This window comes from Hymenobacter negativus, from assembly GCF_017571495.1.
Classification (GTDB): domain Bacteria; phylum Bacteroidota; class Bacteroidia; order Cytophagales; family Hymenobacteraceae; genus Hymenobacter; species Hymenobacter negativus.
The window spans coordinates 187,951-208,598 of sequence record NZ_JAGETZ010000012.1 but is presented as its reverse complement, the minus strand read 5'-3'; the positions used below and the strand labels follow the sequence as shown (position 1 = coordinate 208,598).

Below are 20,648 nucleotides of genomic sequence, written 5' to 3'. Positions count from 1 at the left end.
GGGGCATGCGGCGAGTGGCAGACTGGTAACTTGCCACCATGAAATTTCTTTTACCCGCCTGCTTCGTCGGGAGCAGTTTGCTGGCGTTGCCGGCTGCCGCGCAGCAAGTCAACCGCATTGACGACTTCAACCGCATCGGCTGGTTTGTGTACGAGGGCGACCACGCGCTGGGCCCGCGCTGGACCATTCACACCGAAGCCCAGGTGCGCCGGGTCGATTTCGTCACCGATTGGCAACAGCTGCTGCTGCGCGGCGGCCTGGGCTACCAGGTGCTGCCGCGCCTCAAGCTCGGCGGAGGCTACACCTACCTCAGCACCCACCCATATGGCAAGCACCCCACCGCCGATGCCGGCACCTACCCCGAGCACCGCTTCTACGAAGACGTTACGCTGAGCGACACGCTGGGCCGCGTATCGCTGGCGCAACGGGTGCGGCTGGAGCAGCGCTACGTGGGCGTGCCCGGGGCTGCCGGCCCACTCAGCAACTCGGAAGTGTGGCAGCGTCAAAACCGCATTCGCTACCAGCTGGCGGTCGAGTTTCCCTTGCAAGGCTCCACCCTCGACGACCACGAATGGTACCTCACCGGCTTTGATGAGGTCTTCCTCAACTTCGGCCGCGAAATCACAGCCAACGTCTTCAATCAAAACCGTCTGGCTGGCGGCGTGGGCTACCGCTTTCAGGAGAACTTCCGGGTAGAACTGCAATTCCTCAACCAAATCACCCAGCACTACGACCCCGACCCGGCCACGAAATTCCCGGTCTACGAGTTCAACAACGGCTTCCGCTTGGGCGTGAGCTACAATTTGACGCTGATAAAATAAGGGCCCGTTGATGGCGTTGGCAGTAGCGCGGACTTTGTCGTCCGCGTCCCCAATCATTCCGCCACACGAACTATAAGACTCGCGCTATTCCCCATCTCATGCGTTTCTACCTGCCTCGCCGCTACCGCCGCAAGCTGCTGTTTCCGCCCGGCCTACTGGCGCTGGCGGGGCTGCTATGGCTGGGGTGCGTGGCGGTGGGGTCGTGGCGGGAGCAGTTGAAGCCCAGATACGCTATAAGTATCACAACGCCTGTACGGCTGATTCATCACGACTCCCAGTTTCCAACTATTCAGTTCGAATTACCCAATCCCGATTCAGTCTGTGAATCCTGTAATTGGCACAATGCTTCTTTTACAGGAAACCCTATTGCTGATAAACATGAGCAGGCACTAGTTGTAAAGTATGTCCGCAATATTATTGCCGACACCATGCATGCTGGAGGTATACGAATACGCTTCACCCCAACAGCACACTACGCAAGCTTAGTGTTTATATTGAATTTGATGAACGAGAAGGCGGTTAAAAAGTGCTGGCTCGACATTACACGCAAGCCTGTTACTTACTATGTCATTACCAACGCGTATAAGTCCAAAATAATTAAGCCCAAAACAACCATTGAGGTCGCAACTATTCCCATGCATTGTTTGCTGAACAACGATGTCATCTATTCTCAGAATAAACCATCTGATATAGAGCTTACCAAATCACTAGCTGGTTTCTGGAAACTGAAGTGGCTACGGCCGCTGCGGCAACCGGAGTGGCGAATCTCCGTGGGGCTGCTGGCAGCAATGGTCACACTCAGTGGCTGGCGCATCATCCGGGCTTGGCGCATGGCCTAGCCTCCGTTATTTTGGGGCTGCTACTCTCCACCAAATCCTGATGCCCGCCCTTTCCCCCGACCTGCGCCGCGCCCTGTTCAGCCTGCCCGAACGCGAAAAAGACCAGCTCCTGGCCCGCCTCGTAGCGCAGGATGCGGTGCTCACCGAGCAGCTGGCTTACCGCCTGCTCGAAGGGCCTGAGGCGCTGGAAACCCGCCGCGCCGTGCTGCGTGCCCAGGTCGACGACCCAGTGCGCGGCTACCACCCTACTCCCAACGACCTGCTCGTGATTCTGCGGCAGCTTCAGGCGCGGCTGGCCTACCACGCCAAGATTACGGAGGATGCCTTCGGCGAGATTGAGCTGAGCTGGCGTCTGTTGGCCAACGTGTTCCGCCACCAGCCCGAACTCACGGCCCGCCTGCACGGCCCCACCCAGCCGCTGCTTCAGCACCTCACCAAGCGCACCCACGAAGCCCTCAAGCAAACCACCAAGCTGCACGAAGACTACCACCTGGAGCTGGCACCCGCCGCCAACGAAGTGCTGGCCGCGCTGTGGCAATCTGGGGCCGCCCCTCTGGCCCGGGAGGCCGGACTGCCGGTGCGCTTCGCTCAGTGAGGAATGAAAAATGAGCGTAGCGTCAAAGTGCCCGGAATACAATGGGCATAGTTACGCTCACCCAAACGGGCTGGCCGTGGACCTTACCGGGGTTCCACCAGGGCATAAGGCGCACGAGGCGCAGGGCTTCTTCGTCGAGGCCGGCGCCGAGGCCGCGCACCACATGGGGGTCGTGCAAGTGGCCTTCGGAGTCGACCACGAAAGTGAGGTACACTTTGCCCGACAGGTGGCGGTCGAGGGCGGCGGCGGGATAGTTGAGGCGGCTACTTAGAAACTTCAGCAGGGCCGCGTCGCCGCCCGGGAAGGAGGGTAACTCGTCGGCGGTGAAGTAGACGGTGGGCGCGGTTGCGCCGGTAGCAGCTTGGCCCAGGCCATCCGGGTTATTATCTACCGCGACAGAAGCTGTTTGGGCCATTGCCCAACTGCCAGAGGTAAGCAGCAATCCACCAATGAATGTACAGGTGCGAAGCATAACAAAGCCGGGCAAAAGCTATTTCACAAAGCTACCCGTGTCGTTTTGGCGGCAGGTTTGCCCGGAATTACCCTTTTGTTGTGCTTGTGTTGAACCCAGTAGCTGGATTGTGCTGGATGGTTCTTTCGAGTCAGTCGCAACACCTTAACAGCTATTGCGTAAGCATGGTCGGGTGCCACCGGCCGACGGCCACTGCGCCATTCCTTTCCACTTAGTCCCTCCTGCCATGAAAGCCTCCTTCTTCTCCCTGCTGCTCGCCCTCTGTGTTGGGGCTGCCGCCACTGCCGATGCCAAGCCCAGCCCCGGTGCCAAATCCAAACGCGCTTACTCGCACAACAGCGAATCGAGTAGGGGCAAAACCAGCAAGGCTCAATTCCGCAGCCAAAGCATTCGCCCGGTTATCGACCTGCACCCTCACAAGGCCGGCACCTTCAAAACAGCGAAGGCCGCACCGTCTTATAAGTACTACAACCCTCGCTAGCTGACCCAGCGAGCCTTTTCCGCACCAGCCTCGCCAAACGCCGCCGCTCCCCTTGAAGGAACGGCGGCGTTTGCGGTTAATTAATCCCGTACTCAGTGGCCAGGGTTTGCGCATTAAAGCGGTTTCGGCATCGATGGTTAGTAGCGCGAACTTTTAGTTCGCGTGCCTGCGCTGTTTGACAGTCGTTCCAAACGCGAACGGAAAGGCCGCGCTACGGCCCGGCCGGTATATGGATGCCGAAACGGCTCTAAACATGGGCGCACGGGAGTTCCTAGCAGGGTGCGCAGTGGAAAAGCACTGGCTCGCCGTGCGCGCCGGCTATTTTATGACGGCAACTATTCTGCGAAAAACGATGCTTTTATTTTGATTCGGAAACCCTGCCTCACGGGCATCCCAACCAAGGTCCGACTACGTAAATCAGTATCTTTACCAATAGTCATTACCGTTATTCTTCTGCTTGATGAAAAACACGTTACGCCTATTTCTAATCTTATTATTAATTGGATTATCCTCCCCTGGCTACGCAGTAGGCGCACCGCCCACCATCCCAGGCCGCCTCGTGCTGAAGCTGCGTGTCGGCCAGACGCCCGTCGCCCTGGAAGCCGCCCTGCGCGCCCTGAGCGCCACCGCACCGCAACAGAAATTTCCGCACGCGCTGGCTCCCAGCCCGGAGCGCCCCGGCAGCGTGGACCTGCGCGGCATCTACCAGTTTCAGACCTCGGCCACACTCGACAAAGCCCGCACCATGCTGCTGGCCACCGGCGCAGTGGAGTACGTGGAGCCGCTCTACATCCGGAAGCCGCTCTATCAGCCCAACGACCCGCTGGCCGATTCCACGCTTACCAGCCTTACGGCCAGCCAATACTACCTCAAGCAGATAAAGGCCTACCGCGCCTGGGACGTAACGCGCGGCGACAGCAGCATCGTCATTGGCATTACGGACGGCGGCGTGCGCCTCACCCACGAGGATTTGCGGCCCCAGATTAAGCATAATTACGCCGACCCCATCAACGGCATCGACGACGATGGCGACGGCTACGTGGACAATTTCACCGGCTGGGACCTGGCTAACAACGACAACGACCCCGGCTACGATGTGGCCATCGTGCACGGCTCGCTGGTAGCGGGCATATCGTCGGCGCGGGTCGATAATGCCGCGGGCCTGGCCGGCGTGGGCAACCGCTGCCGGTTTCTGCCCTTGAATATTTACCCGAATACGGCTACCGGCACCTTCGCCGGCATCGAAGCCATTGTGTACGCAGCCGACCACGGCTGCCAGGTCATCAACATGAGTTGGGGCGCGCCGGGCGGCTATTCGCGCTTCGAACAGGATGCCATCACCTACGCCGCCGTGAACCGCGACGCCGTGCTGGTGGCTGCCGCCGGCAACACCAATGCCGACCTGCTGTTTTACCCGGCCTCGTATGACCACGTGGTGTCGGTGTCAGGCGTCGACAATACCGACCGCAAGGTGGGCAGCGCAACCTTCAGCCACCGCGTCGACCTGGTGGCGCCAGGCATCAGCATCCTCACGGTGTATGGCTACCACGCCGGTGCAGTCGATGCCGATTACACGGCTGTGGGCGGCACCTCTTTTGCCGCGCCCATGGTGGCGGCGGCAGCGGCCCTGGTGCGCTGGCAGTTCCCAACTTACACTGCGGCCCAGGTAGCCGCCCGCCTGCGCCAGACCACCGATAATATTGACGCACTAAATACCACTTGGGTGAGTCGCCTCGGTACCGGTCGGCTCAACATGGTGCAGGCCCTCACCCGTGCCAATGTGCAGGAAGCGCGTGTGATAACCAGCACGTTTGCCCCCGCCCGCCCCGCCTACACCCCCGGCGACACCATGCGCCTGACGGCGACCGTACAGAATCTGCTGGCCCCAATGGCCGGCCTCACCGTCACACTCACCTCGCTCTCGCCCTATATCACGGTGCAGACGGGTAGCTTTGTGGTAGGCAGCTTGGCTACGCTGGGCCAGGCCAATAATGCTGCCGCCCCCTTCCGGCTGGCCGTGACCGCCAGCGGCATCCCCCTGAATACGACGGCCACACTGCGCTACCGTCTCACGGCTACCGGCGGCTTTCAGTACGACCAGTATGTAGACCTCGTGTTGAACCCCGACTACGTCGTGCTCAGCGCCAACGACCTAGCCGTGACGCTGACCAGCCGAGGCAATCTGGCCTACGATAACCTGGCCGGCACCGTGGGCGCGGGCCTAACCTATCGCACCAGCGGCAATATGCTGAGCGAAGGCGGCCTGATGCTGGCCACCTCGTCCACCCGCGTGTCGGACCGGATTCGGACCAGTGGCGGGCTGTCGCGGCAGTCGTTTTTCAGCCTGCGCCAGGCCACCCGCCAGCAGCCCGGCCCCCGCGCCGACCAGGAAGCACGCATTGCGTTTCAGGATACCATTCCGGTAGTGGGCAGTCGCATTCGGAGCGTGGGCGTAGCCGTGCACCAGCGGGCCTATGCCTGGGCAACCCCCGGCCGCCGCGATTTCATCGTGCTGGAATATTCGCTAAAAAACCTTACCGCCGATACACTCAAGCCACTTTATGCTGGCATTTTCACAGATTGGGACTTGCCCAATCCCGACGGTGCTGCCCGCAATGCCGCCGACTACGATACTACCCGGGCGCTGGGCTACTGCTATGCCTTGGGCCAGCCCACTACGGCCTCGGTGCCCGCACAATACGCGGGCATTCGCCTGCTACGCGGCGGCACACCAACTGTATATTCCATCAATAGCGGTGCTTCGGTGGGCAGCCCCGTTCGCCTGGCCGACGGCTTTTCCATCGCCGAGAAATTCCTGACCCTGAGCAGTGGCACCGCCCGCGCCCAACGCAGCGCCGGCCTGCCTGGTGGCGCTGATGTGACGCAGGTAGTAGGTACCCGCATCGCCAGGCTTGCCCCCGGCGACTCCACCACGGTGGCCTTTGCCGTGCTGGCCGCTCCTACCCTCACGCAGCTGCAGGCCAGTGCCGATGCGGCAGCCAGCACTTACGCTACCGTGTTGCCCACCCGGCCCACCACCAGTCTGGTCGGCTTCAAGGTGTACCCCAATCCCACAGCCGGCCTGCTGCGGGTAGAAGCACCCGCTGGCTTCGGACTAACAGAAGTGCAGGTATTCAATGCATTGGGCCAAGCCGTGTTGCGCCAAAACGCTGGCAGTAATGTTATTAATCTGAGCCTGAATGGCCTCGCGCCGGGGCTATACACGCTGCGGGCCCAAGGCCAGAGTGGTGCATTGACACGGTCGGTTGAGGTCCGTTAAGAAGCTGTATTGCCTGCGCTTCCCGGCCCAATGTGCGGAACTGTCCGACCGGTTGTTGAACGAGGGCGCTGCTGGGCGTACTACTTCAGGAGCATTTTTACGCTCAACTCACCTGCCACAGTTCATCCCAGCGTGTGGTGTATAGCGGCGAGCGATGGGCTGCACGACCAGCCCAGACCGGCTGCTGGTCGTTGCCCTCGGCATCTTTGGTAACGCCGGCTGCGGCCAGCCGCACTAGCTGCCGGCCGAAGCGGGCATTGAGACTGTCCAGCGTTGCGGTGAGCTTTTCGCTACGCGCGTGGTCGGGAGCGGGGGCGGTGAACAAGTCGAGCTGCGGAGCTTGTCCCATCGGTTCCAGCCCGCTGAGCAGCACGCCGGCCCGATGGTACGCCACACCGGGGCGGCGCAGCTGGCGTAGTCCATCCAGGGCGGCGCGGGTTAGCAATGTTGGATTGCTGGTAGCCCGGGGCAGCGCAATGGCGGCCGTGTAAGTGCTGGGCCCGGCCACGGGGGCATACTTATCCGTGCCAAGTATCACCGTGACCAGATGCGCCACGAGGCCATGCCGCCGTAGCTTCTCAGCCGCCTTGGCGGCGAAGGTGGCTACGGCTTCGGCGAGCACAGCGGGCTCGTGCTGGGGGCGGCCAAAGGAGCGGGTGCACACGGCGCTGTGGCGGCTGGCGTGGCTGGTCGGAAGCTGATGGTCGGCTTCGTCCCACTCAACCGGGTTCCAGTCGTGGCAGGGCTGGCCGTGCAGCTCGCGCCACAGCCGCTGGCCCACCACGCCGCCCATGTGCCGGCGCAACCAGTGCTCAGGCAGCGCCGCCAGCTGGGCTCCGGTGTTGATGTCCATTTCCTTCAGCTTGCGCGCGTAGCGCCGGCCCACGCCCCAGATGCTTTCCACCGGGGCCAGGGCCAACGCTTCCTGGCACTGCGCAGGCGTTTCCAGGAGCAATACGCCCCCCGTGCCTTGCTTGCGGGCCAGCCGGTTGGCCAGTTTAGCCAGGGTCTTGGTGGGCGCAATCCCCACACAGGTCGGAATGCCGGTGTGCTGCTTCACCGTTTCGCACACCCGGATGCCGTACGCCAGCAGGTCGGGCGCGAGCAGGCGCATGCCTTGAAAATCCAGAAAAGCTTCGTCAATAGAATACACTTCCACGCCTGCGGCGAAGTGGCTGAGCACCTGCACTACCCGACGGCTCATGTCGCCATACAGCGCGTAGTTGGACGAGAACACGCGTACTTGGTGCTGCATCAGCAGCGGGCGTACCAGGTGGTAAGGCTCTCCCATTTTCAGGCCCAGCGCCTTGGCTTCGTCGGAGCGTGAAATCAGGCAGCCGTCGTTATTTGAAAGCACTACGACGGGCCGGCCTTCGAGCTGCGGGGCAAAAACCCGCTCGCAGGAAACGTAAAAATTGTTGCAATCGACGAGAGCGTACATCCGGTTTTATTCCAAGGCTCGCCGATAAATATCCGCTGTTCATCGACATTACCAGCATTAAGTAAAAGAGATATTACACTTTTGACGCACTCGCCAGCTACCTGCTGACGGCCGGTCCACTAGCCAACGAATGAATGACGTGCGTCACCACTCCCCACACCACCAAGCCCGCATCGGGTCCAACGGGGAGAGGCGCGTAGCGGACGTTCTCGGCCACCAGCCAGGGTTGGCCAGCCCGAAACTGCAGTCGTTTGATGGTGTGCTCGCCGTCTACCACAGCGACCACAATGCTGCCGTGACCAGGACGCAAGGCCCGGTCCACGGCCACCAGGTCGCCGGGATGAATGCCGGCCCCGGTCATGGAATCGCCACTGACACGGGCCAGAAACGTGGAAGCCGGATTGCGAAACAGGTGTTGCGTGAGGTCGAACGGACCTTCGAGATGGTCGTCGGCGGGTGAGGGGAAGCCGGCCGGCACCGGGCAACCAAACAGCGGCAGTGTCCGACTACTACTTAAGAGCGATGCCGAAATAAAATCGTGAAGTGATGCAAGCATAATTGTTTTCGCGCGTCTATCCTGGTAAACCAGAATGCTAATTACTAACTTAATTAGCAGATAGTTTTACTACGCCTGCCGCAATCCGCCAACAATTGGTTGGCGTATATCAATATCCTTCACGGGAAAATCATGCAGCATTTATAAATTCCGGCCTTTATTCTGTAAAAAAGAATAAAAAATATTCTTACCATTTTTTTTAGTTTTCTGTAAAATTAGTATCTTTGGGTATGTCAAACGTCAAGCTTCCTACGCCGCTGCCCATGCAGCAATTTGCCCGTTGCGTGAACAACGCGCAACGCCCGGCCGACTACGTTGGCGACTGGCCCGAAATGGGCCGTGTGTACGCGGTGCGCGTGCTGCCGCATGTGCGCACTGGCCAGCCCCAGGTGCACGTCCTCGGCTTTTATGCCGAGCGGCCCTACGGCGCTTTCGCCGCTCATCGCTTTGAGCAAGTGGCCGATGTGTGGCTGAACTAGGCCCCGCAGGCCGTCAGTCCGATGGTTTCATCCCTTATGGCCCCGTTGGCTTTGCAGCCGGCGGGGCCTGCTTGTTCTTAGGCAGTAAACACTTGACCGTCATGCGGAGCGCCGCCGAAGCATCTTGCGTGTTGGAATAAGCCAAGCAGTTAACGATGCGAGCGAGATGCCTCGGCGGCGCTCCGCATGACGGTTTACCTGTACCGCTCCGGTTATCGGCCGTAGATGCGGAAGATGCCTTTGTCGGACGGGGTCCAGAGGCAGGCGCGTTGGCCGCAGGCTTTCAGGGCGTTATTTGTCCAGGTGTTGCAGGTGTAGAGGAAGCTGTACACGCGGTGGGCTTCGTAAAAAGCATCGTCTTGGCCGTAGCTGTGGCCTTTGATGTGCTGCACCTGGCCAGAAGCATCAAGGGCGAAGCTTTGCTGGATATAGGCGATGAGGCGGGCGTACTCGGCCTGGCTAAGGTGGAGCGGGATGGTTTCGGGGCCGGGAGCCAGGCTGTGGAAATACGTGGTGTGCATGGCTGAGGAACCCAGCCAGAACGCAGCCACGAACGCCGTGCTGAACTTGAGGTCGGCCCAGGTCGGCGTGTCGAGGTAAAATCCTTTGTCGCCCCAGCCAAAGGCGATGTAGCGCATGGTGCTATCCTGCGAGGGAATGTTGGCGAAGGGCAGCTGCTGGCTCCAGTCAATCTGGGCCGTTTTGATGGGCAGCACGATGTCGGTGTGGACACCGTTGGTATGCAGGAAAACGGTGACATCGGCGGGCGCATTGGGCTCCTTTTTCTCCACCGGGATGGATGAGAGCGCCAAGGCCGACCCAAGGTATAACGCCGCGACGCCTATCAGCGAGCCCAGCGTATAGCCTGTAACTTTCAGCGTTTTGCGAAGCGTTAGCGGCATAGGTTCTTAAGCACTAAGCTACTGGGGAGTGCCAGCGCGCTGGGTATCGCGGGTATTTTTCTGCACGGCAATGGCCGCGAATATGCTCAGCAGAAACGACATGGCGTAGAAGCCTTTTTCGCTCAGCGCGAGCGTAGCGTTCCAGAGTCCGATAGTGAGCAACAGGATGCAGAGCAGGGTGGAAAACCAGCTCAGTCCATAGTAGATATTGGTAACGGGGATACCTTCGAGGCGGTCGCGCACACTCTTTTGCAGCGAAATGGCCGAGAACAGGCCGTACATGAGGATGGTGAAATAATAGCCCTTTTCGTTGAGGGCCATGGTGGCATTCCACAGCCCGATGACGAAGGCAGCCATGCCGGCCAGCAGCGCCACCCAGGAGGCGGCAATAAAAGCATTAGACGGTTGCGGCTGGGGGTTCATAGCAAAGGAAACGGTTGTGTTTAGGCTGCCAAGTACGGTAGAAATTGGATAATGGCCAGCGAAAAGCTGGCGCTGGCCACCCGTACTTTTGCCCGGCTGTCCGCCACTTCGGGCAGCCCCTCCCCTATCTATGTGGACCTCAACTTCTCAGAAGCTTGCCACTCTCGACGCCGAATGGCGCCAGCCCACGCCGCGCTTTCGCAATTTCCCGCTCATTGCCCGCTACCATAGCGTCGTGCAGAACGAGCCGGCCTACCACCGACTCGACCAGCAAACCTGGACCGACCTAAACGGGGATGAACTGTTTACCCTGTTTGATGGCACGGTGAGCAAGGTAGGCCAGCAGTGCCTCTATCACCGCCTGCGCAGTCCGCAGAACGATGCCGAAGCGTTGCGGGAGTTTGACGAAGCGGCCACTTTTTTTGTTGAGCAGCCCAAGCCGCGCGGCCAGGTCCAACTAGCTCTCAACCGCCTTACGTCAACCGAGGCATACTACATCACCGACCTGCTGAGCGGCAACGCCTTGCCCGCCCTGCCCTGGACGGCTGCCGCCCCGGCCATGGTGCTGCTGCTACTGGCTACGGTGGTGGGCGGTTTCTGGCAGCCGGGGCTGTGGCTGTTGTCCGGCGGGTTGTTTCTGGTGCACACGCTGCTGCATTTCATGTACCGCCCACAAATCGCAGTGGGAATACGACCCGTGCTACAACTGGGCAGCCTGTACCGAGCAGGGCGCGATTTGGCGAAGCTAACTCTACCCCTGGCGCCTTTGCAGCGCTTGACCGCCCCACTGGCCCGGCTGGGCTCCATCGTGAATAAGGTGGCTTTTTTGCAGGTCGAGGGCCAGCTGCAGGGCGACCTTTCTATGCTACCCTGGCTGATACTGCAGTACATTAAGACGGTGCTGCTGCTTGATTTCATCGTGTACCACAGCTGTCGGCAACAGGTAGAGCAACACGCCAGCGCTATTCGGGCGGTGTTTGAGGCAGTAGGTTATGCGGATTGTGCCGTAGCGGTGGCCGGGTTTCGGGCGCGGCACCCGCACTGTGCGCCACAGTTTGAGCCCAATGGCGCGGGGCTTCGCTTAGTGAGTGCCTACAACCCGCTGGTGCCCGGCTGCGTGCCCAACGACCTGACCGTGACGGAAGCCAGCATCCTACTCACGGGCTCGAATATGTCGGGCAAAACCACCTTTATGCGCGCCATTGGCCTCAATGCGCTGCTGGCCCAGACTATTGCCACCTGCCCGGCCAAGGCCTACACAGCACCATTTTGGCGGGTGGTATCCAGCATCAACCTGGCCGATAACCTGCCCGAAGGCAAGAGCTACTATTTCGCGGAGGCCGAAGCTGTGCTGGGCTTTGTGCAGGCTGCCGAGAACGAAGGCGGCTACTTATTCATTCTGGATGAGCTATTTAAGGGCACCAATACGGTGGAGCGCATTGCGGCTACCCAGGCGGTGCTGGCGTATCTGCAGCCGCGCAGCCTGGTGGTAGCGTCCACGCACGACGGCGAATTGGGCGCCTTGCTACACCCGGCTTTCACGGAGTACCACTTCTCTGAAACCGTGACCGAGGCCGACTGGTATTTCGACTACCTACTGAAGCCCGGCCCGCTTACCACCCGCAACGCCATCCGGCTGCTGGCCCGCGCAGGCTACCCCGATGCCATTGTGCAGAACGCCCTAGCCCTGAGCCGCACGCTGGATGCGGCCGGCGCCTGAGCGGCACGACGTGCTACCGACGGCCTACCATTCACACCAAGTCGCAATACCAGAAGCCCGTATCAAACGGGCTGGGGTCCTTATCGTCGCCACATTCGTAGTCGGCGCCGTTAGCCGAAGTGGCCGGCGCGGTGTATTTGCGGTGCACAATTTCACCTTTTTCGAAGGGAATGGGCTGGCTGAACAGCGGACCGTCGAAGACGAAGGTGTGGAACTCGCCGTTTTCGCCGCAGGGGTCCACGTTGGCGGGTAAGTCGCGTAGGAAATCCTCGTCGATGACCCGGCCCACGAAGCTGCGGTCCAGGTATTTCTCATTGACGCAGGTAGTGATGGTTTTGAAGCCAAGGCCAATGAACTCCCGGATGAGCTCCGTGGTAGGCACGCCCCAGAGCGGAAACACGGCCCGCAGCTCCACCTCAGCCAGCTTGTTTTCGCGGTATTGCCGCAGGTCTTCCAGGAAAATATCGCCGAAGATAGAAGCCGTTGCGCCTCCTTTCTTTAGTTCTTGCATGGTGCTGGCCATCAGGGTTTCGTAGGCTTCCATGCTGGGCATTTCGGGCAGAAACAGCTTCCGGCAAGGCAGTCCCAGGGCTTCGGCCTGCCGGTCGAGCAGTGCGGTGCGCACGCCGTGCATGGAGATGCGCTGGTACGGCTCGCTGACGGTGGTGAGCAGCGTCTGGACTGCGTACTGGCCTTGTTGCCGCACTTTGTAGAGCGCCAGGGCCGAGTCTTTGCCGCCGCTCCAATTGAAAATGGCTGGTTGTTTCATGCAGCGGCAAAGTAACGGCCGAACCACAGCAGATGGTGCGGCTGGCGCGGCTTGCTACCTTTAGCCCAGTCCAAACTTCCGCCACTTTCCCGCTGATGAAACGCTTCCTGTTGCTCGCGCTGCTTATTGGCAGCGCATCCTATTCTGCTTCAGCCCAAAGCGCCTTCGATGTGCCCGCGCAGTACTCCTTCAGCAAGCCCGACGACTACGCGCAAGTGGAGCCGCAGGTGCTGAGCACCATCAACTGGCTGGAGGAAACGCCGGCCAACCAAGACGTGACCCGCCGGCAGCAGGCCCACCGGTTTCTGCTGGCCTGGGCCAGCGGCAGCCCCAAAGTATCCATCGGCCTGCAGCCTTACGTGGGCGAGTTGGCCGGCAAAAACACGGCCCTGCTCATAGCCTACATGGGCGGCTGGACGCGCTACAGCCTCCAGCATCCCGGCGACAAAGATGCCCTCACGCTCAATACCGAAGGCGTAAAATCCATGCTGAAAGTGTACGACCTCGGCGGCATCGACAAGAGCAAAGGCATGGAAAACCTGCGCGCCGTGGCCGCCAAGGGCGAGCTGGACAGCTGGCTGCGCAGCAAAATCAGCACGAAGTAACTGCCTTACCGAATGCCGGTTGGGCTGGCTACTGTTTGTGTCAAACGCCGCCGCTGGCAACTTTTCCGGTCCCAATCCCGAAAAGCAGTCCATGCACTTCACCGTTATCACCCCCACGCACCAGCGCCGGGAGCTGCTGCCCGAAGCCGTGGCCAGCGTCCGCGCCAGCATCAATGCCCCGCTCGATTTTTCGTTTGAGCACCTGATTTACGACAATGGCTCGCACGATGGCACAGTGGCCTACCTGCGCGATGCCGCCGCCCAGCCGGGGCCGCCGCTGCGCCACTGGCACTCGCCCGGCCGCCAGCTGGCCGGCCTGGCCCGCAACCACCTCATCCAGGAAACCGCGCCTGATGCCTGGATTGTGCCGCTCGACGACGACGACATCATGCTCCAGCGCACGCTGTTTCATTACGGCACCCAAATCAACGCTAACCCCGGCCGGTCCTGGTTTGTGGCCGATTTCCTGCGCGTGGACGAGCACGGCCGCTACCTGCCCAATGAGGATTACTACGCCTGGCCGTTCGAAACGCCCACGGCCATGCTCCAAGCCATTTTCAAGGCTGAGCACTTTATTCAGGGCAACGTGTGCTACAGCCGCGCATTCGTGGATGAAGTGGGTGGCTACGATGGCGAACTGAAGATGGCCGAGGACCTGGACCTCTACGTGCGCTTCCTGCTGGCCGGGCAGCTGCCGGTGCTGTGTCCGCACATCAGCCACCTGCACCGCTTCCACACCCGCAACGTGAGCATTGGGGTAGACGCGGCCACGCATAACGCCGATTTGCAGGTGATTTATGCCAAATACCGAGAGCATCTGCAAAAAATGGGAATTGCGGAGCCTGGAAAATAGCTAAATCCTTATTTTTGGGCTTTCCCTTGCCCTATGTCCGCTCCTACACCCCAGGTTTCCGAAGAAGTGTATAGCATCCCGGCTGCCTACCGGAAAATGGAAAACACGCACATCCTGTTCTGGCTCTTGAAGGACATCGCTTGGTGCATGGTGTGGCGGCCGCTGGGCCTGGCCATGGTAGTGCCTACGCTGGGCATTGCCCTCGTCATTGCCTGGCGCACCCGCGCCTACGCCTCGGAGCTGGCCCACAACCTGGCCATCGTGTTCTGGATTACGGCGAACTCCTACTGGATGACCAGCGAGTTTTTTGGGTTCGACACCGTGCAGGTGACGCCCTACATCACAGGCAAACACCTGGCTCTTATCCCGTTCCTCATCGGGTTAAGCATTTTACTGTATTACTACCTGGTGACCAAGCCCCGCGAAAATAGAGAGGCGCAAACAGCCACGCTGTAGGAAGCCGCAAAAGCCCGTTGACTACTTAAACGCCGCCAGCACGTACTTGCCAATCATCTCATCAGAAGGCGACTGCTGGTTGAAATTGCCGCCCGTTACGATTACTACGAGCTTCTGCTCGGGCCACACCGAAATGCGCTGGCCGCCGTTGCCCTGCGCCATGGCACCGTGGTAGCGCCGGCCGGCCACGTCCAGGTATTTCAGCCACCAGAGGTAGCCGTAGCTTACGCCCTGCACCACGGAATGCTGGGCGAGCGAGGCGCTAACCCACGCCGCTGGCACCAACTGCTGGCCCTGCCACTGGCCCTGGTTAAGGTAGAGCAGGCCGAATTTGGCCATGTCGCGCGGGCGGAGCGACAGCTGGCAATACGTGTCAGCGCTGGTCGAATCGGGCTGAAAGCGCCAATCAAAGTTTTTGATTCCCAGCGGACCAAACAGCACCTGGCGGGCAAAATCCGGCAGTGGCTGGCGAGCCTGCTTCTCGATGATGCGGCCCACGGTTATCGGATTGCCCGAGCAATACATGCCCTTGCCGCCGGGGTGGTCGCTCAGGGGCAGGTCGAGGGTGTATTTGACCCAGTCCGGGGAATGGTCCATGGTGGTTTCGTTGCCCACCGACTGCTCGTTGGCGATGTCACAGTCGAGGCCACTCTGGTTGGCCAGCATGTTTTCGATGCTGATGCGCTGCTTTTCCGGCGAGTCGTTGCGCAGCTTATATTCCGGAAAGTACGCCGCCACGGGCTCCTGCACACTCTTGATGAAGCCCTGCTCAATGGCGATGCCGGTGAGGGCCGAAATGACGCTCTTCGTAGCTGAGCGCTGCGAGTGCAGCGTCTCACGGTCGTACTCATAGAAATATTCCTCAAACACCAGCCGCCCGTTCTGGAGGACGAGCACGCTGTGGATGTTGGGCAGGCTGCCGTCCACAATCTTTGTCACCATCGTGGCCAGCAGCGCCGGGTCGAGGCCGGTGTTTTGGAGGGTGCCCACGGGCAGGCCGTCGGTGGTTTTGGGCGGTGCCGTATAGCGGTACACGAAGGGCTGGCCGGCCGCCAGCGGACGCGGCGACCACATCTGCGGCGGAAGGTTCAGGTTGCCTTTCAGCCGCCGGTACACCTGCTGCTTGAGCGTGTAGGAAATAACCTTGCCGCTGGCATCGCGCTGAAACTGCACGGCATTGTTGCTGCCATCCGCAAAGCTATCCGGGCCCACGGCGTGCAGAGCGTAGCGGGCATCGGCAATAATGGCATACAGCACGAGGTCGCGCGGGGAAGCGGCCATTTGCAGCGTGGCCCGGTTCTCGTACTCGTACAGGCCTTGGTATTCCTGGAGCTGCACCAAGGTGCGCGCGAACGGAGCCTGTGCAAAAACCCGCGCGGAGGTGAACCCAAGAAGCAGCAACAACACCCACTTTTTCATAGCATGACTGGCTTGGTGAAAGGCCGCCGGATAGGCCGGCGAGGTGCTACAAAGGTGAGCCGCCGACGGACCGACCACCAACCACCAATGGGCGACATTGCGGCGACATTTCTATGACAATTGCCCTCAGATAAGTGAAAACGCACTTTTCAACCCGTTTCGGCGTAGTCTAAAACAGGCGCAGCCCCACCGGGTAGCCCGTGTACCGCCCCTGCCGCGCCCGCCACGCGCCCAGCAGCAGCAAGGGCGCGTGCAGCAGATTGAGGGTGAACAGAAACACCAGCGGCGCCAGCACGATGACAATCTGGAAATACATGATGAGGATAATCTGGGTGGCCAGCAACAGGCCGTAGCCGCCATAGGTCACCAGCGTCCAGACCAGCTCGAAGTTGAGCAGCCGGCTGCCAGCTTCCTGAATTTCGGGCACCTGCCGCCGGTGGTAGCGCATCAGCAGCGGCAGCACGATGTTGGCCCCCGGCAGAAGGATGTAGCTGAACGCCGACAGGTACATCAGGGCTACGTAGGCGGGTGTACCATCATCCGGAGCCGCCGCAGCGGGCAGCACAGGCGTCGAAGCAGTGGGTTCCGGGAGTATTGGTTCGGGAGCAGTAGGCGGTGCGGGTTGCGGCGCGGCTTCAGCAGCCACAGAAGTAAGTGCTTCTACGGGCAGCTCAAGGGCCGTGGCCAGGGCTTGCAGCGTGAAGCCACGCGGCAGGCTCTCGCCCTTCTCAAGCCGCTGCACCGTACGCAGGCTAAGTCCGGCGGCCTCCGCCAATTCTTCCTGGGACAGCCCCCGGCGCTTGCGGTTGGCAATGAGGGTGGCGGCCAGCAATTGTGGGGGCTCCATGGGCAGTTACTCGTTCAGATAGACAGCCGGCTACGCGCGAGGGCCACGCTTAGCAGGCTGCGGCAGGCTTGAGGACGAAGGTATACTGCCCGACGAATCCTCGTAGCTTCGCGGCTCATCCGCCCTCCGCCCCTACATGTCTTCTGAGGAACAGCAAGCTTTTACCGAGCTCCAGGACTGGCAGCACCGCATGCAGCTACCGCCCTCACGGCTGAATAATTTTGCCCACCGCGTGCAGGTCCGCCTCAATGCTTTTCTGCCCGAAAGGCTCCATCAGGCCATCACGGCCACCATCAAGCAGATGGTGCGTGGCGTACTCTTTGGCTCCAAGTACACCACCAGCAAGCCCCTGGCCAACGCTCCTTTCGCTACCCGCGAGGTCGAAGCCCGCATCCGCATCCGCGACTACCGCACCATGGCTACGGCTGAAGGCGCCGTAACCGGTGCAGGCGGCTTTCTGCTCGGGCTGGCCGACTTCCCCATCCTACTGGGACTCAAAATCAAGATGTTGTTCGACATGGCGGCCCTCTACGGCTACGACGTGCACGATTACACCGAGCGGCTGTACCTGCTCTACGTCTTCCAGCTCACCTTCAGCAGCCAGCACACCCGCAACATCACCTACCGCCGCCTGGCCCACTGGGACGCCTACCGCCTCACCCTGCCCCTGAACCCGGACGAGTTCGACTGGCGCACCTTCCAGCAGGAATACCGCGACTACATCGACCTCGCCAAAATGGCCCAGCTCGTGCCCGTCATCGGGGCGGCCGTGGGCGCCGTGGCCAACTACAAGCTCATCGAACAGCTCGGCGATACAGCCATGAACTGCTACCGCCTGCGCCACTTTGCCGCGGCCGAAGACGTGAAGCGGTTGACGGATTAGTGCTGTGGAGTAGACCGGCCCGCCATGGCTCCACAATCTCAATCGCCTAGCATGTCAACTGTCATCCGTCCGTTTTCGTTTTTCTCCTGAATGCTTATTCGCACCCGGTACTCGGCGGCTACGGGCTGGCCGGCTACCACTTGCGGCAGCCAAGTAGTCTTGAGGTTCCGCAATCCCGATAAAATAAATTCTTCGAATGCATTGGGCAATATATTCACGCCCAGCCCAAGGTGGGTCTGCTGGCCCGTCGAATCTACTGAAAACACGAAGTTAGCGCTGCCTATCTGGTAATGCTTTAGCAGCGCAAAGGCTTCAATATGGTGGTGAATGGCGTCGCGCAGCTGATATTTCCCACCTACGTAGAGCAGTGGGTGGTTCTCAGCCAGGGCTTGGCCAACCACGGGCTCTTGTGTGCCTTGGTGCCAGTACAGCAGCTGGCGGGTCGACTCATTTATTTTTTGAATGATGTTGTTTTGGGCATCATAATACACCCATACCCCGGCCTTCATCCCAGCGTAATTCATGCCTTTAGCCTGCAAAACGGCTGAAGTATCGACGACCGAAACCACGTATCCAGCCTTGGTCTTTCGGCCATTGGGAGCTGCCTCTTCCAAGCCACGTCTTTTCGTCCAAGCGCAGTGATAATACTGCCACAAACCGTCGGGCAGACCGGCGTGGTAGCTGCCTTTGCTTAGCAGCTTATTCCACGGGTAATCCTCCGAAAAGCACCGCCATTCCCCTTCTTTCAAGCCATTTTCGTAATTGCCGGCCTCAAATACTGCCACACCCGTGCGCCCACCCAGTGGCCGGTACCGGATGTAGGGCCCTTGCCGTACGGTGTGGTCAGCTTTCAGCACACTGAACTCCTCTACCACGCCGGCAGTGCCTTGCTGCAACACCTTCTCGGTTTGGGGCTGCGCTTTTGCGGCCACATTCAGGAGCAGCAGCCCAATTAAATGGATGTACCATTTCATGTGGTCAGTATCGTATTCTAATAAAAGTTAGCTGGCCTCGTTCACCCTGTCGCCGTGCGCTTTCGGCTCCGAAATCACCAGAAAGTGTAGGTCCAGCGGCCCATAATTGGCGATGCGATGCGGTATACCGGGCACAATGTGCAGGCTCTCCTGTGCTGCTACGCGCACCGACTGCTCCCCCACCTCAAACGTAGCTTCCCCTGCCAGAATAAAAAATACCTGCTGCGCCCGTTCATGAAAATGCCGCTGCTCGGCTGTGCCCGGCGGCATGCGCTCCTGAATGACACTCAGTGAGTCGCTACGCAATAAGTGCCAACCGTCGCAGGCATTGCCCCAGATGTAGTGTTCAGCCGTTTGAGTAGAGATTTTCATTCCTGTTAGCTGGGAGGAGCTCCATAAATCCATACCTCAAACATAATATGTTACATCCCAACATGTTCTATGCTTTCGTGTAACAGATGATATGCGCTGTAGCTACGGCAGGCTGGTCACACGGTCCCGGTCGGCCGCTTCCAGTGTCGGACCGGGACCGTGCCATAACCAGAAGGCTACTTATTCACCAAAAGATTCTACAGTCAGCGTTTTAGCAGCATCGGTAATAACACTGTTTATCAGCACAAAGTAACTTGCTGCGCTAGCATGGCCGTTGCTCACACGGGGTAACCACAGGGTCGGAACCTTCCCTAGCTGCATCAGCACCTGCTGCTCGTATTTGGTAGGAACGGTTTTAGTAGTCAGGCCGATGCCGGTTTGCCGCCCGGTACTATCCACCGAAAATACGACCCCGGTATCAGCCGTTTTGCCGGAGGTTCGCCAGAACTCCACATCAAACGCCCCGGCCAGGTCACGCTGCAGCTGCTCCTTACCGCCCACGTAGAGCACGCCGTGGTTGGCCTGAACCAGCGCGCCACTCACCGCTGGGCCGGTGGCAGGCTGCCAGTACAGCAGTTGGGCCGGACTGGCCGAATGGTTGATGGCCTGCACCAGCTTGCCTTTGGCATCGTAGTATTTCCACAGGCCGGCACGTGCGCCATCCAGGCAAAAACCCTTGGCTTGGACCGTGGCAGTGGTATCGTCGGAGGCGATGATGAAAGAAGTTCCAAGGCGCCCGGGGTCGAACACCATTTTTCGGACGGGCGCGGCCCCGCTCTCGTGGTAATATACCCACGGGCCCGCCGGCACGCCGGCCAGGTAGGTGCCCCGGCTCACCAGTCGGTTGGTGGCCTGCTGCTCCGAAAAGCTACGCCATTCGCCCTGCTTCAGGCCGTGCTCGTACGTGCCGGCTTCGTACACCACGCCCGTCATCGGGCCGCTCATTCGGTACCGAATATAAGGACCTTGCCGAACAGCTTTATCGGCTTTCAATACGCCGAATTCCTCTATTTGCCCCGCTTCGTTTTTCTGCTGCACCCGTTCAATTTCTTCCTGTGCCAGGGCTTGCAGTACCGGCAACTGCGCCAGCACCACCAGCCACCCAAGCCGCTTACTATTCCATTTCATCGACCAGATTTTTCTTTCGTGCTTTTTTCGGCAAATTAACCACCTCAACCACAGCAGCCGACCAATCAGGGCGCTATATTCGCCCGGTCGCTAGAGGCTTGGGATTCCAAAATCACGAGGCATCACAGGTCGTCCGCAAACTCGTGAGCAGACCAGCAAAGTCAACGGCCATCATCTCGAAGCTCAGCGCGTCACCGGCGCTACCACGTCACTGCCTTGGGCGTGGCTATTCACAGCAATGACGTGGTAGCACTGGGCAAAATAGGCTATGCTCTTCGCCAGGCCGAGATGTTGTCGCCGTTGCCGTGAATCAGGAGCAGCGGCGGCCCCTTT

General features: G+C 60.1%; 22 protein-coding genes. 11 read left to right on the top strand and 11 right to left on the bottom strand.

Translation table 11 applies throughout. The features are described from left to right. Positions 1-38: 38 nt before the first annotated feature. The 3 genes from J4E00_RS21905 to J4E00_RS21895 all read left to right on the top strand — a co-directional run bounded on the left by J4E00_RS21905 (position 39) and on the right by J4E00_RS21895 (position 2,255). Positions 39-821 carry a DUF2490 domain-containing protein gene (locus tag J4E00_RS21905; protein ID WP_208177420.1) on the top strand — a complete coding sequence of 261 codons (783 nt, stop codon included), beginning with the start codon at positions 39-41 and terminating at the stop codon, positions 819-821. A 98-nt stretch (positions 822-919) separates the two neighbouring features. Then, positions 920-1,660: a hypothetical protein gene (locus J4E00_RS21900; RefSeq protein WP_208177419.1), complete on the top strand. Its 741-nt coding sequence runs from the start codon at positions 920-922 to the stop codon at positions 1,658-1,660. Positions 1,661-1,700: 40 nt separating this feature from the next. After that, positions 1,701-2,255: a hypothetical protein gene (locus J4E00_RS21895; RefSeq protein WP_208177418.1), complete on the top strand. Its 555-nt coding sequence runs from the start codon at positions 1,701-1,703 to the stop codon at positions 2,253-2,255. Between the two features lie 22 nt (positions 2,256-2,277). Here the strand turns inward: J4E00_RS21895 and J4E00_RS21890 are convergent, their stop codons facing one another. After that, complete coding sequence (locus J4E00_RS21890; protein ID WP_208177417.1) at positions 2,278-2,727, bottom strand: energy transducer TonB; 450 nt, start codon at positions 2,725-2,727, stop codon at positions 2,278-2,280. A gap of 226 nt (positions 2,728-2,953) precedes the next feature. On the opposite strand from J4E00_RS21890, the gene J4E00_RS21885 reads away from it, so the two are divergent. Continuing rightward, a complete protein-coding gene (locus J4E00_RS21885; RefSeq protein ID WP_208177416.1) occupies positions 2,954-3,208 on the top strand; it encodes a hypothetical protein in 255 nt (84 codons plus the stop codon). Between the two features lie 460 nt (positions 3,209-3,668). Then, positions 3,669-6,488: a S8 family peptidase gene (locus J4E00_RS21880; RefSeq protein WP_208177415.1), complete on the top strand. Its 2,820-nt coding sequence runs from the start codon at positions 3,669-3,671 to the stop codon at positions 6,486-6,488. A 103-nt stretch (positions 6,489-6,591) separates the two neighbouring features. On the opposite strand, the gene J4E00_RS21875 is transcribed toward J4E00_RS21880, so the two are convergent. Together J4E00_RS21875 and J4E00_RS21870 are read right to left on the bottom strand one after the other, a co-directional pair. Next, the gene (locus J4E00_RS21875) at positions 6,592-7,929 is read right to left on the bottom strand and encodes a Y-family DNA polymerase (RefSeq protein WP_208177414.1); all 1,338 of its coding nucleotides are present in this window, start codon (positions 7,927-7,929) and stop codon (positions 6,592-6,594) included. Positions 7,930-8,026: 97 nt separating this feature from the next. Beyond that, complete coding sequence (locus J4E00_RS21870; RefSeq protein ID WP_208177413.1) at positions 8,027-8,485, bottom strand: LexA family protein; 459 nt, start codon at positions 8,483-8,485, stop codon at positions 8,027-8,029. Positions 8,486-8,715: 230 nt separating this feature from the next. Between J4E00_RS21870 and J4E00_RS21865 the strand changes: the two genes are divergently transcribed. Beyond that, positions 8,716-8,964: a hypothetical protein gene (locus J4E00_RS21865; RefSeq protein WP_208177412.1), complete on the top strand. Its 249-nt coding sequence runs from the start codon at positions 8,716-8,718 to the stop codon at positions 8,962-8,964. A gap of 212 nt (positions 8,965-9,176) precedes the next feature. Here J4E00_RS21865 and J4E00_RS21860 read toward each other — a convergent pair whose 3' ends face one another. Both J4E00_RS21860 and yiaA read right to left on the bottom strand, forming a co-directional pair. Beyond that, positions 9,177-9,866, bottom strand: a complete 690-nt coding sequence (locus tag J4E00_RS21860) for a TIGR02117 family protein (RefSeq protein ID WP_208177411.1) — start codon at positions 9,864-9,866, stop codon at positions 9,177-9,179. Positions 9,867-9,884: 18 nt separating this feature from the next. Further along, positions 9,885-10,289 (bottom strand): inner membrane protein YiaA, encoded by a 405-nt coding sequence (gene yiaA / locus J4E00_RS21855; RefSeq protein WP_208177410.1) that lies wholly within the window; start codon positions 10,287-10,289, stop codon positions 9,885-9,887. Positions 10,290-10,419: 130 nt separating this feature from the next. Here yiaA and J4E00_RS21850 point away from each other — a divergent pair, with 130 nt between their 5' ends. Beyond that, positions 10,420-12,009 (top strand): MutS-related protein, encoded by a 1,590-nt coding sequence (locus J4E00_RS21850; RefSeq protein ID WP_208177409.1) that lies wholly within the window; start codon positions 10,420-10,422, stop codon positions 12,007-12,009. 31 nt (positions 12,010-12,040) lie between these two features. On the opposite strand, the gene J4E00_RS21845 is transcribed toward J4E00_RS21850, so the two are convergent. Beyond that, entirely contained in the window at positions 12,041-12,778 is a 738-nt protein-coding gene (locus J4E00_RS21845) for a diphthine--ammonia ligase (protein ID WP_208177408.1), read from the bottom strand. Between the two features lie 95 nt (positions 12,779-12,873). On the opposite strand from J4E00_RS21845, the gene J4E00_RS21840 reads away from it, so the two are divergent. The 3 genes from J4E00_RS21840 to J4E00_RS21830 are packed head-to-tail and all read left to right on the top strand — an operon-like array spanning position 12,874 to position 14,692. After that, positions 12,874-13,383 carry a hypothetical protein gene (locus tag J4E00_RS21840; protein WP_208177407.1) on the top strand — a complete coding sequence of 170 codons (510 nt, stop codon included), beginning with the start codon at positions 12,874-12,876 and terminating at the stop codon, positions 13,381-13,383. Between the two features lie 37 nt (positions 13,384-13,420). Further along, positions 13,421-14,236: a glycosyltransferase family 2 protein gene (locus J4E00_RS21835; RefSeq protein WP_208177406.1), complete on the top strand. Its 816-nt coding sequence runs from the start codon at positions 13,421-13,423 to the stop codon at positions 14,234-14,236. Between the two features lie 33 nt (positions 14,237-14,269). Beyond that, positions 14,270-14,692, top strand: coding sequence for a hypothetical protein (locus J4E00_RS21830; protein ID WP_208177405.1), 423 nt, complete (start codon positions 14,270-14,272; stop codon positions 14,690-14,692). Positions 14,693-14,713: 21 nt separating this feature from the next. Here the strand turns inward: J4E00_RS21830 and J4E00_RS21825 are convergent, their stop codons facing one another. Further along, positions 14,714-16,111 (bottom strand): serine hydrolase domain-containing protein, encoded by a 1,398-nt coding sequence (locus tag J4E00_RS21825; RefSeq protein WP_208177404.1) that lies wholly within the window; start codon positions 16,109-16,111, stop codon positions 14,714-14,716. A 169-nt stretch (positions 16,112-16,280) separates the two neighbouring features. Then, on the bottom strand, positions 16,281-16,958 hold the full coding sequence (locus J4E00_RS21820; RefSeq protein ID WP_208177403.1) for a helix-turn-helix domain-containing protein: 678 nt from the start codon (positions 16,956-16,958) through the stop codon (positions 16,281-16,283). A 136-nt stretch (positions 16,959-17,094) separates the two neighbouring features. Between J4E00_RS21820 and J4E00_RS21815 the strand changes: the two genes are divergently transcribed. Continuing rightward, the gene (locus J4E00_RS21815) at positions 17,095-17,841 is read left to right on the top strand and encodes an EcsC family protein (protein ID WP_208177402.1); all 747 of its coding nucleotides are present in this window, start codon (positions 17,095-17,097) and stop codon (positions 17,839-17,841) included. Between the two features lie 38 nt (positions 17,842-17,879). Here the strand turns inward: J4E00_RS21815 and J4E00_RS21810 are convergent, their stop codons facing one another. The 3 genes from J4E00_RS21810 to J4E00_RS21800 all read right to left on the bottom strand — a co-directional run bounded on the left by J4E00_RS21810 (position 17,880) and on the right by J4E00_RS21800 (position 20,315). Beyond that, entirely contained in the window at positions 17,880-18,815 is a 936-nt protein-coding gene (locus J4E00_RS21810) for a toxin-antitoxin system YwqK family antitoxin (protein ID WP_208177401.1), read from the bottom strand. Positions 18,816-18,842: 27 nt separating this feature from the next. Then, a complete protein-coding gene (locus tag J4E00_RS21805) occupies positions 18,843-19,187 on the bottom strand; it encodes a cupin domain-containing protein (RefSeq protein WP_208177400.1) in 345 nt (114 codons plus the stop codon). A 180-nt stretch (positions 19,188-19,367) separates the two neighbouring features. Continuing rightward, complete coding sequence (locus tag J4E00_RS21800; RefSeq protein WP_208177399.1) at positions 19,368-20,315, bottom strand: toxin-antitoxin system YwqK family antitoxin; 948 nt, start codon at positions 20,313-20,315, stop codon at positions 19,368-19,370. Between the last annotated feature and the right edge of the window lie 333 nt (positions 20,316-20,648).

Coding starts and splice junctions, on each gene's coding strand:
- J4E00_RS21805 (WP_208177400.1), bottom strand. CDS start 19,187: ATGAAAATCTCTACTCAAACGGCTGAACACTACATCTGGGGCAATGCC.
- J4E00_RS21875 (WP_208177414.1), bottom strand. CDS start 7,929: ATGTACGCTCTCGTCGATTGCAACAATTTTTACGTTTCCTGCGAGCGG.
- J4E00_RS21905 (WP_208177420.1), top strand. CDS start 39: ATGAAATTTCTTTTACCCGCCTGCTTCGTCGGGAGCAGTTTGCTGGCG.
- J4E00_RS21840 (WP_208177407.1), top strand. CDS start 12,874: ATGAAACGCTTCCTGTTGCTCGCGCTGCTTATTGGCAGCGCATCCTAT.
- J4E00_RS21900 (WP_208177419.1), top strand. CDS start 920: ATGCGTTTCTACCTGCCTCGCCGCTACCGCCGCAAGCTGCTGTTTCCG.
- J4E00_RS21830 (WP_208177405.1), top strand. CDS start 14,270: ATGTCCGCTCCTACACCCCAGGTTTCCGAAGAAGTGTATAGCATCCCG.
- J4E00_RS21880 (WP_208177415.1), top strand. CDS start 3,669: ATGAAAAACACGTTACGCCTATTTCTAATCTTATTATTAATTGGATTA.
- J4E00_RS21820 (WP_208177403.1), bottom strand. CDS start 16,958: ATGGAGCCCCCACAATTGCTGGCCGCCACCCTCATTGCCAACCGCAAG.
- J4E00_RS21890 (WP_208177417.1), bottom strand. CDS start 2,727: ATGCTTCGCACCTGTACATTCATTGGTGGATTGCTGCTTACCTCTGGC.
- J4E00_RS21810 (WP_208177401.1), bottom strand. CDS start 18,815: ATGAAATGGTACATCCATTTAATTGGGCTGCTGCTCCTGAATGTGGCC.
- J4E00_RS21895 (WP_208177418.1), top strand. CDS start 1,701: ATGCCCGCCCTTTCCCCCGACCTGCGCCGCGCCCTGTTCAGCCTGCCC.
- J4E00_RS21865 (WP_208177412.1), top strand. CDS start 8,716: ATGTCAAACGTCAAGCTTCCTACGCCGCTGCCCATGCAGCAATTTGCC.
- J4E00_RS21845 (WP_208177408.1), bottom strand. CDS start 12,778: ATGAAACAACCAGCCATTTTCAATTGGAGCGGCGGCAAAGACTCGGCC.
- J4E00_RS21850 (WP_208177409.1), top strand. CDS start 10,420: ATGTGGACCTCAACTTCTCAGAAGCTTGCCACTCTCGACGCCGAATGG.
- J4E00_RS21800 (WP_208177399.1), bottom strand. CDS start 20,315: ATGAAATGGAATAGTAAGCGGCTTGGGTGGCTGGTGGTGCTGGCGCAG.
- yiaA (WP_208177410.1), bottom strand. CDS start 10,289: ATGAACCCCCAGCCGCAACCGTCTAATGCTTTTATTGCCGCCTCCTGG.
- J4E00_RS21885 (WP_208177416.1), top strand. CDS start 2,954: ATGAAAGCCTCCTTCTTCTCCCTGCTGCTCGCCCTCTGTGTTGGGGCT.
- J4E00_RS21815 (WP_208177402.1), top strand. CDS start 17,095: ATGTCTTCTGAGGAACAGCAAGCTTTTACCGAGCTCCAGGACTGGCAG.
- J4E00_RS21825 (WP_208177404.1), bottom strand. CDS start 16,111: ATGAAAAAGTGGGTGTTGTTGCTGCTTCTTGGGTTCACCTCCGCGCGG.
- J4E00_RS21860 (WP_208177411.1), bottom strand. CDS start 9,866: ATGCCGCTAACGCTTCGCAAAACGCTGAAAGTTACAGGCTATACGCTG.
- J4E00_RS21870 (WP_208177413.1), bottom strand. CDS start 8,485: ATGCTTGCATCACTTCACGATTTTATTTCGGCATCGCTCTTAAGTAGT.